The sequence below is a fragment of the Falsiroseomonas sp. E2-1-a20 genome (assembly GCF_051433195.1).
Classification (GTDB): Bacteria; Pseudomonadota; Alphaproteobacteria; order Acetobacterales; family Acetobacteraceae; genus Falsiroseomonas.
In genome coordinates, this window is the sequence record NZ_JBHMFT010000098.1 from 1 (window position 1) to 5,794 (window position 5,794).

At 67.4% G+C, this 5,794-nt stretch carries 7 protein-coding genes and 1 pseudogene; 2 read left to right on the plus strand and 6 right to left on the minus strand.

Features of this window, described 5'->3' with window-relative positions; translation table 11 throughout:
• Together tnpC and tnpB (ACFHPP_RS30205) are read right to left on the minus strand one after the other, a co-directional pair.
• Window positions 1–1,589 (minus strand): IS66 family transposase (gene tnpC, locus ACFHPP_RS30200; protein WP_437166937.1); only part of this gene is annotated, 1,589 nt, incomplete at its 3' end.
• 45 nt (window positions 1,590–1,634) lie between these two features.
• Window positions 1,635–1,853, minus strand: coding sequence for an IS66 family insertion sequence element accessory protein TnpB (tnpB, locus tag ACFHPP_RS30205; protein WP_437166938.1), 219 nt, complete (start codon window positions 1,851–1,853; stop codon window positions 1,635–1,637).
• A gap of 32 nt (window positions 1,854–1,885) precedes the next feature.
• Here tnpB (ACFHPP_RS30205) and ACFHPP_RS30210 point away from each other — a divergent pair.
• Together ACFHPP_RS30210 and ACFHPP_RS30215 are read left to right on the plus strand one after the other, a co-directional pair.
• Window positions 1,886–2,317 (plus strand): annotated as a pseudogene (locus tag ACFHPP_RS30210) (hypothetical protein); the annotation flags it as partial.
• Window positions 2,314–4,401 (plus strand): recombinase family protein, encoded by a 2,088-nt coding sequence (locus tag ACFHPP_RS30215; RefSeq protein WP_437166939.1) that lies wholly within the window; start codon window positions 2,314–2,316, stop codon window positions 4,399–4,401. The pseudogene ACFHPP_RS30210 and the gene ACFHPP_RS30215, both read left to right, overlap by 4 nt.
• Here the strand turns inward: ACFHPP_RS30215 and tnpB (ACFHPP_RS30220) are convergent.
• From tnpB (ACFHPP_RS30220) to ACFHPP_RS30235, 4 genes are all read right to left on the minus strand, one after another.
• A complete protein-coding gene (gene tnpB / locus ACFHPP_RS30220; protein ID WP_437166940.1) occupies window positions 4,321–4,635 on the minus strand; it encodes an IS66 family insertion sequence element accessory protein TnpB in 315 nt (104 codons plus the stop codon). The genes ACFHPP_RS30215 and tnpB (ACFHPP_RS30220) overlap by 81 nt on opposite strands.
• Window positions 4,581–5,036 (minus strand): IS66-like element accessory protein TnpA, encoded by a 456-nt coding sequence (tnpA, locus tag ACFHPP_RS30225; protein ID WP_437166941.1) that lies wholly within the window; start codon window positions 5,034–5,036, stop codon window positions 4,581–4,583. The genes tnpB (ACFHPP_RS30220) and tnpA overlap by 55 nt, the downstream gene beginning before the upstream one ends.
• Window positions 5,037–5,264: 228 nt before the next feature.
• Window positions 5,265–5,435: a hypothetical protein gene (locus ACFHPP_RS30230; protein ID WP_437166942.1), complete on the minus strand. Its 171-nt coding sequence runs from the start codon at window positions 5,433–5,435 to the stop codon at window positions 5,265–5,267.
• 168 nt (window positions 5,436–5,603) lie between these two features.
• The coding region (locus ACFHPP_RS30235) for a hypothetical protein (protein ID WP_437166943.1) at window positions 5,604–5,794 on the minus strand (191 nt) is incomplete at its 5' end.

A 5,794-nucleotide genomic window follows, 5' to 3' on the forward strand; every position in this document is an offset into this window, starting at 1 on the left:
CAGCCGATCCCCGCAGGTGACGCGGTGGGCGTGAAGTTCCACGGCAGGAGTTCGTCGAGGCGATCGATGGTTTGGCCCCGGGCGAGGCGGTCGAGTGCGGCGGTGATGTAGGCCTCTGGGTCCAGGCCGTTCAGCTTCGCGGTCTCGGCGACGGTGTAGATGATGGCGGCGCGGTCGCCGCCTGCGTCCGATCCGAGGAACAGAAAATTCTTCCTCGTCAAAGCGATGCCGCGCAGCAGCCGCTCGGCGAGATTCTTGTCGATTGAGAGCCTGCCGTCTTCGAGATAGCGGGCCAGTGCCTCCCATCGGTTCAGCGCGTACTGCATCGCCTTGCCGAGCGTCGACTTGCCGGACAACCGGCGCCGCTGCGTCAGCATCCAGTCGTGCAGGTCGTCGACCAGCGGCTTGCTGCGGGCCTGGCGCTCGGCACGGCGCTGGTCGGCGGGTTTGCCGTTGATCTCGGCCTCGATGGCGTAGAGCGCGGCGATGCGCTGCAAGGCCGCCTCGGCGATCGGCGACTTCGTCGCTTCGAACACCTCGAACAGCTTGCGCCTGGCATGTGCCCAGCAGGCGACGTGGATGACCTGCGGCGGCTGGTTGCCGCGCGGCCGCGCCAGCACGTCGTAGCCGGTGTAGCCATCGGCATGCAGCCAGCCCTCGAAGTCCTCGAGGTGTCCGCGGGGCCGCTCGCCCTTGCGGTCCGGCGAGTAGCGATAGAACGCCGCGGGCGGCCCATGACCCTTCCAGGGCCTCGGGTCGATGGCATAAACCCAGAACCGCCCCTGGCGCGTCCGGCCGCGCCCCGGCGCCAGCACGGCGATCGGGGTGTCGTCGGTCCAGATGGTGCCGTGCCGCAGGGCATAGGCGCCGATGGCCTCGGCCAGGCGGCTCAGCCACCAGGCGCCGCGGCCGACCCAGTCGGCCAGCGTCTGCCGCTCGATCTCCACGTCCTCGCGCGCCAGGATGGCCGAAAGGCGATACAGCGGCAGGCCGTCGAGATACTTCGAGACCAGCACATGCGCGAGCAGGCCGGGACCCGGCCGCCCCTTCTCAATCGGCAGGTCGGGGGCGGGCGCCTGCAGGACGGCCTCGCAATCCCGGCAGGCATAGCGAGGGCGGACGTGGCGGATGACCTTCAGCCGGGCCGGGATCTTCTCCAGCACCTCGGTGACGTCCTCGCCTAGCCTGGTCAGGCGCTTCGGGTCGGTGCAGCCACAGCGGCAGGCGAATACCGGCTCGTGCAGGATTGTCTCGCGCGGCAGCGGCTTGCGGAGCGCAGGGCGCCGCTGGTTGCCAGGCAGGCCCTTCGTCCTGGCCTTGGCCTCCGCCCTGGCCGCAGCCTGCGCGGCATCCTCCTCGGCATCGCCGATCAGCATCTCAAGCTGGCCGATCTCAGTGGTCAGCTTCTCCGACGATTTGCCGTAGCGGTCCCGCCGCAGCGTGGCGAGTTGGACCTTCAGCTTCTCGATTTCGAAGGTCGCGTTGCGCAGCTCGGCATCGCGCTCGGCCAGCACCGCGTCGCGTTCCGCCAGCAGCGCGCGGAGCGCTGCGATCTCGGCGTCAGGCGTGTTGAGCGACGCGGCGTGCACATCATGATTCTACGCAACGCCATGGCCGCCGCAATGGCGGATTGGCTACACCGTGGCCTGCGGCCGCGCGGTCCAGGCGGGCATGCGCCAGTCGATCCCCTCGAACAGCATCGAGAGCTGTGCCGCGGTCAGCGAGACGACGCCAGCCTGCGTCTGCGGCCAGACGAATCTGCCCTTCTCCAGCCTCTTGGCGATGAGGATCAGGCCCTGTCCGTCCCAGACCAGAATCTTGAGCAGGTCGCCACAACGACTTCCATTCGGCATATCGAAATGCGGCTGCGCGGGTCGAGTATCCGTGGCACCCGCTGCGTGGGCGGCAATTGCCGGTTGTTCAGCGGTTCACGAAGGATGGGCTCGATCTGTACTGGCTGGAGGAGCAGCCGGGACGGAGCCGCGTCGTGCCGACCTGGATGTGCGATGCGGCGACGTGCCTCGGGATGGCCGAACTTGGCGCACCCCGCGTGGCGGTCGACGCATTGGAAAGCCTGGCTGCGCTCCTCAAGGTGACGGCGGGCGGACAGCGTCGTCTCGCATCGTCGTGGCCCCTGCCCGTGGAGGAGGCCACCGATGCCGAGTCGTCCACCCTCAAAATCCCAGTTGTCGCTCGATCTCGATCCAAGGCCTCGGCCTCCGTCTGTTCCGGTTCCGGCGGAGGCGGTGCCAGCCCTGGCCGACCTGCTGCTGGCAGCCCTGGGTCGGCCGTTGGTGACGCAAGGAGGCGGCGATGAGCAGCAAGGTCACCGCTGACCACCTCGCGCGCAGTGCCGTCGTCTACGTCCGCCAGTCGACCATGTCGCAGGTGCTGGGCAACACGGAGAGCAAGCGTCGGCAGTATGCGCTGGCCGACCAGGCGCGTGCCGTCGGCTTTGCGTCTGTCGCGGTTATCGATGAGGATCTTGGCCGCTCGGGATCGGGTGTTGCCGAGCGTCCGGGGTTCCAACGGCTCGTGACGGCGGTCTGCGCGGGGGAGGTCGGCGCGGTGTTCTGCATCGAGGCCTCACGCCTCGCCCGCAACGGGCGGGACTGGCATCACCTGGTTGATCTCTGCGCCCTTGCCGCGACGCTGGTGATCGACCCTGACGGAGTTTACGATCCGCGCCTCGTCAACGATCGGCTCCTGCTGGGGCTGAAGGGTACGATGAGCGAGTATGAGCTCAGCCTGCTTCGGCAGCGTGGCATCGAGGCACGCGACGGCAAGGCCCGGCGCGGCGCGCTGCAGTTCACCCTACCCCCTGGCTATTGCTGGAGCGAGGATGGGCGCATCGAGCTCGAGCCGGACGAGCGGGTCGCCGACGCCATCCGGATGGTGTTTGCGAAGTACCGGGAGCTTGGCAGCGCGCGGCAGCTGTTTCTCTGGGCCCGCAGCGCGGGCATCACGCTCCCGGTGGTTCAGCGCAATGTCGCGGTCTGCAGGATCACCTGGCGGGCGCCCGCCTACCACACGGTCGTGCAGATCCTGCACAATCCGATCTACGCCGGTGCTTATGCTTTTGCTCGGCGCGGCAACCGCATCCGTTTGGAGAACGGTCGTGCCCGCAAGACGAGCGGCCATGATCGACCGATGGCGGAATGGGGTGCCCTGATCCGCGACAACCATGAGGGCTACATCAGCTGGGCTGAGTTCGAGGAGAACCTGCGCATGTTCGGCGAGAACGCCCACATGCAGAAACGTGCCTCACGCAAGGCCGCCCGCGGCGGGCGGGCGCTGCTGACCGGTCTCGTTCGATGTGGCCGTTGCCGGATGATGCGGGTATTCTACGGGGTTCAATCCGGCCACGCGCATCGCTACCAGTGTCGTGGCGATGATGCGCATGTCGGGTCTGGACTCTGCATCGGGATCGGCGGCGTGCGGGTCGACCAGGCGGTCACCGCCCTCATGCTCGAAGCGGTGTCAGGACATGCCGTCGAGGCCGCGTTGCTGGCGGCGGAGAAAGCCTCGGCCACCGACGATGCGCTGGCTCAGGCGCTCGAGCGCGACCTGGAGGCGGCGCGCTACGAAGCCTCGCTTGCCGCCCGCAGATACGACCTTGTGGATCCAGCCAAGCGGCATGTCGCGCGGGAGTTGGAGGCACGGTGGAATGCAGCACTGGAGAAGGTAAGCGCGCTCGAACGGCGGATTGCCGCCGCACGTGCCGCGGCAGCATCACGGCCGCAGGTGGACCGTGATGCCCTGCTGCGGCTCGCTGAGGACCTTCCTGCAGCGTGGAACGCGCCGACGGCTGACAACCGCATCCGCCAGCGCCTCACCCACATCCTGGTCCGCGAAGTGATTATCGACCTCGACGACGCGATGCATGAGGCCGTGCTGATCGTCCACTGGATGGGCGGACGACACACCGAGGCCCGCATCGCGCGCGTCAGATGCAAGCCGCGCCAGGCCGAGCCTACCCGCGCCCCGGCCGAGGTGGTGCGCCGCCTCGCGTTGGAATGGCCCGACCGCGAGATCGCCGTGAAGCTGAACAGGATGCGCTGCAGGACCGCCGCTGGCGCGAATTGGACGTCGGTCAGCGTACGCGAGGTCCGGGAGCGCCTCGGGATCCCAGCATTCACCGCACAAGGTACTGCCCCGCCGACGGTCGGCGTTCAGGAGGTGGCCCGGCAATTTGGAATCTGCATCCCCTCGGTCCTGCGGCTCATCCGGGAGGGCACCCTGCCAGCCGAGCAGGCCATGCCGTACGCACCATGGAAGATCCCGACCACGGCGCTGGCATCCGAGCCAGTCATTGCCGGGCTACGGCGCGTGAAGGAGCGGAGGCCAAGGAACCTCCAGGGATATCATAGAGATGCTGCCATGCGGCTGCCAGGTCTCTGAAAGAAGGATGCAGAATGTCACGCGATCGCCGCGGCGGCCGCGAAAGCAGAACATCGCGCCGCTGTAGGGGTCCTGCGCCAGCACCGTCTGCACCTGCGCGGCGAGACCGTCAAAGCCCTTGCGCATATCCGTCGTGCCGCAGGCAAGGAACACCCGTGTACCCGGCGGCGGGCCCAGCATCAGCGCCCACCCATCCCGGCCAGCACGACGCGCAGCGTCGCGGCGTCGGCGCATCCGGTAATGCGAATGCTGGCGCCGGAGGGCAGCGTGATCTCGATCATGCCAGACGGTGCGCAGCTGTCAGGCAACATGGCCGGGCCAGGCGGCTGGAGCTGCGGCGCATCCGGGACCACCTCCACCGGCACAAAGCCCGCCATCGCCGTGGCCAGCATCTGCTTGCGCCAGGTGTAGAGCTGGCCGGTGCTGACGCCGTGGCGGTCCGCCACCGCCTGAACAATCACGCCGGGCTCCAGCGTCTCCCGGACGATCCGCAGCCGCTCCTCCGTCGACCAGTTCCGGCGCCGGACTTCCCGCACCCGAACCTCGACGCCGCGGCCCGCGCGGGTACCGGAACCGCTCTTACTACCGTCATACGAGGGGCTAAGGACTGGCGTCGTCGTCGTGTTGTCCGTCATGACAACCACTTCGGCGAACCACCACCATCAACTCAAGGCCGGGATCGGCTGACGCTTACGATCAGTTTGGAGAACATACCTCTCATCCCGCTCGCAGACCCGATCGATCGGGCACGGCCCGCGGTGAGCATGGTGGGATTGGGCGGAACTTCATCGACCAGGCCATCAGGTGGCGCGTATCCATCCGGCCAGGGCCGCGGGTGCTGAGTGTCGGGATCGGGCCGGGGGTCACCGCTTCTGATCGGCGATGAGTTCCTTGAGGCTTTCGATGCCGCGCTCGGTAAAGCCGAGGGTTGCTTGATCGTTGGTGTCGTAAAACCAGAGACAGCCATCCTCGGGCTCGAGCTGCTCGGCGATCTTGTCGATGAGGTCGTGCAACCCAGAAGCAGGAATCGTCATCAATCTGGTGTTCTTCCTGGTGTTCTTCGCCTATGATCCCGATCGGCTTGCCAAGCCTCTGGCCGATGTGGCGCTTCTTTACCAGCGCAAAGGCAGCCACGCCTACCGGGCCCGGTGACCGCGAAGCAGGCGGCCGACATGGTCGGAATCCACACGCCGTCGGCATCTCTATTGGATCACGCCGAAGATGTGGGTAATCGGAAGCCTCACCGGAGGCATACGCTTGAGCGGGCGGTTCCTGTCGCCGATGATCGCGCGAAGCCGCGCGCGGTCGTCCGATCCAACGATGACACTGACGGTCTGGGCTCTGGCCGGAGGATTCCACCGCAGCGGCCCGCTGTGAATCCTCCATTTGGGTC